This window comes from Protofrankia sp. Cr1, from assembly GCF_963555865.1.
Taxonomy (GTDB): Bacteria; Actinomycetota; Actinomycetes; order Frankiales; family Frankiaceae; genus Protofrankia.
Genome location: NZ_CAUVXO010000579.1, coordinates 1 through 3,235 on the forward strand (window position 1 = coordinate 1; position 3,235 = coordinate 3,235).

At 68.4% G+C, this 3,235-nt stretch carries 2 protein-coding genes; both read right to left on the reverse strand.

The genetic code is table 11. The features are described 5' to 3' along the window. The coding region (locus U9980_RS26115; protein WP_322770358.1) for an esterase-like activity of phytase family protein at positions 1-1,617 on the reverse strand (1,617 nt) is incomplete at its 3' end. A 161-nt stretch (positions 1,618-1,778) separates the two neighbouring features. After that, positions 1,779-3,182 (reverse strand): glutamate decarboxylase, encoded by a 1,404-nt coding sequence (locus U9980_RS26120; RefSeq protein ID WP_322770359.1) that lies wholly within the window; start codon positions 3,180-3,182, stop codon positions 1,779-1,781. Positions 3,183-3,235 lie beyond the last annotated feature (53 nt).

Sequence of the window (3,235 nt, forward strand, 5' to 3'; positions counted from 1 at the left end):
ACCCGGACCGACCGTCACCGTGACCGTAGCGGTGCTGACCGCCGCCGGCAGGCGAGTGGTGTCGATCGCGAGGAACTCGCCGTCGTCCTGCGTCCCGTTCGGCAGCACCTTCGGGTGGAGCTGGAACGGCGGGGTGCTGTTCGTGACGCCGTCGATGCCGAAGTCGCTGTCGTTGCTGATGACGATCGTGCGCCCGCCGTCGGCGACCGCGACCCCTTCGATCTTGTCATGCCCGAAGAACCCGCCGGCCGGGTCGAGGCCGGTCAGCAGAGCGCCCAAGTCGACGCTGAGGCTCTTGGCGGCGGGGGTGATACCGACGGCGGCCAGCGCGGCGGTCGCGTTCACCGTCGTCGCCGTCCCGACGTAGGTCTCAATCGTGCGCTGGCTGGGGCCGACGAGCAGGCCGCCCTTGGCCGCGTCGTAGACCGCGCCGGGCAGCGTCGCGGCCGGTCCGACATCGGTGGCACCGGTCAGGTCGATGCGGAACAGCTTCTTGTAGGCACCGGGCTCGGTGTGCCCATCACGCTCGTCCACGAGGAAGGTCGTGTCGCTCAGCGCCGTGATCTCGCTGACCGCGCCGCTGTTCACCTTCGGGTCGTCGAGAAGGTAGAGGTACTCGTGCGTGACGTGCGTACGCAGGCCGTAGGTGACGATCCGCAGGGTGGTGACACTGGCTGGCTTGGCGGTGAGGTCGGGCTGCGCCAACGCCTGCTGCATGGCTCCGACCAGGGTCTGCCCGTCGGGGGTGACCGTCAGCCCTTCCATCCCCTTGTTCGGCACCCGCTTGGCGAGCTCCGCCGGCAGCGACCCGTCGAACGGTGAGAGCCGCTCGATCGCGCGGCCGTCGCGGCCGAAGTGGGTGATGAACGGTCCGTACTCGTCCGATACCCAGAACGTACCGTCGGGCAGGGCAACCAGGCCCTCGGAGTCGTAACCGTTCGGGTCGGCCGGCAGCGGGTTGCCGTTGAGGTCGACGATGCTCTCGCCGGTGTTCGCCTGGCTGTTCACCCGACCCGAATACGGTGAGCCGTCCGCCGCGCGCAGCGGGATCACGCTTTTCAGGACGGCCTTGCCGTCGACGAGACGGAACCGGCCGATGGCCGGGTCGAAGTCCGGCAGCGCCTCGACCTTCACCCCGTTCGGTCCGTCGACGTTCGGACCGCGGTCGGTTACGCCGTAGTACTCGTCCGGTGAGCCGGGCACCGGATACAGCGACGAGCCGAAGCCACCACCGGTGATCGGCACACCGCCGATCGTCGCTATCGGTGGCACGTGTGTGGTGTAAAGCGACACCGCGTTACTGATCGAGTAAGTGAAGGTGTCATCGCCCATGAAGCCGGCCGCCGGGGTGTAACGGAACGACCCGTCCTGGTTCAGGCTGAGTGTGCCGTGGGCGGGTTGGGTGTGCCTGACCAGAGTCGCCGGCCAGCCGGTGTCGTTGTCGAGCACCCCGTCACCGCGCACGGTGAGAACTCCACCCGCCTTGACCCAGTACGCATCGTCCTGCGCCGCGAGCGCACTGCCCTGGTCAGGCGAATGGGCGGACGCGGCCCCGGCACCCATGACAGACAGGGCCACGGCACCCGCCGCGACTGCGGCTATTCCCAGACGGTTCATCCGTTCCTCCTCCGCGGCGCGTCCCCCGACGCGCCGCGGGCAAGTCTCATCAGCACAGATGCACGGATGCAGTCGGGCGGGCGACCAACAGGCGACACGCACGCGGACAGCTGGACGACGGTGCGCGGACGGATCGGCCCGGACGGCTCGGCGCGGACGGCTCAGTGATGGAACGAGGTGGCGCCGTCATCCTCCTGCGGCCACGGGTGCCGATGCGGATCGGACAACCGGTTCACCACCCGGCGCAGATCCGCGACCAGCAATCCGGCCAGATCCCGGCTGAAGCCGTTACGCACGACTATTCTGAGCACCGCCAGCTGCTCGAGCGCCGGCGGGAACCGGTATGCCGGTACCAACCAGCCACGGGTGCGTAGCAGCTCGGAGACATCGAAGACGCTGTATTCGCTGACCTCATCCCGCAGCGCGAATGCGAACGCCGGGATACCGCTGCCATCCGAAACCAGTTCGAACGGCCCCAGTTTCGCTACCTCATCGGCCAGCCAGCGGGCATTGTCCCGGCAGGTCTGCGTCACCCGCCGGTATCCCTCCCGACCCAGCTGCAGCAGTGTGTAGTACTGCGCGACCACCTGGGCACCCGGCCGGGAGAAGTTCAGCGCGAATGTCGGCATGCTGCCGCCCAGATAGTCCACCTCAAAGACCAGCTCGGACGGCAGCGCCGCCTTGTCGCGCCACAGCAGCCAGCCCACCCCCGGATAGACCAGTCCGAACTTGTGGCCGGAGGCGTTGATGGACGCCACCCGATCCAGCTGAAAATCCCAGACCAGATCCGGATCGCAGAAGGGTGCCACGAACCCGCCGGAGGCGGCGTCGACGTGTACCGGCACATCCGGGCCACCCGACGCCGCGAGGCGGTCGAGGGCAGCCACGATCTCGGCCACCGGTTCGTAGCTGCCGTCGAACGTCGATCCGAGAATCGCCACCACCCCGACGGTGTTCTCGTCGCAGCGGGCGACCGCCTCGTCCGCGGTCAGGTGGGTGCGCCCCGGCGCGAGTGGCACCAGCCGCGGCTCGACATCCCAGTAGCGGGCGAACTTCTCCCAGCAGACCTGCACGTTGGCACCCATGACGATGTTGGGATGATCGGCGGGCCGGCCAGCCGATCGACGCCCGGTCCGCCAGCGCCGGGTCAGCGCGAGGCCAGCGAGCATGCACGCCTCGGAGGAGCCGGTCGTCGAGCAACCGACCGCGTTCTCGGCGTCGGGCACGTGCCACAGGTCCGCGAGCATGTTCACGCAGCGCGCCTCCAGTTCGGCGGTCTGCGGGTACTCATCCTTGTCAATCATGTTCTTGGGGGCGCACTCGGCCATGAGCCGGTCTGCGTGCGGATCCATCCATGTGGTCACGAACGTGGCCATGTTCAGCCGCGCATTGCCGTCGAGCATCAGCTCGTCGTGCACGATCTGGTATGCCGTCTCCGGAGCGATCGGCTCCTGCGGCATCCGGAACCGCGGAACCACGTCATCCTCACCCGGACGGATGAACTGCGGCCGGATGCCGACCGTCTCCTGTGCCCGCTCGCCGCCCGCCTGGCCGTGTAGGGCCATCGCCGGTGCACCTCCTGCTCCAGATAGTCCTGCGCCAGATAGTCCTGCGCCAG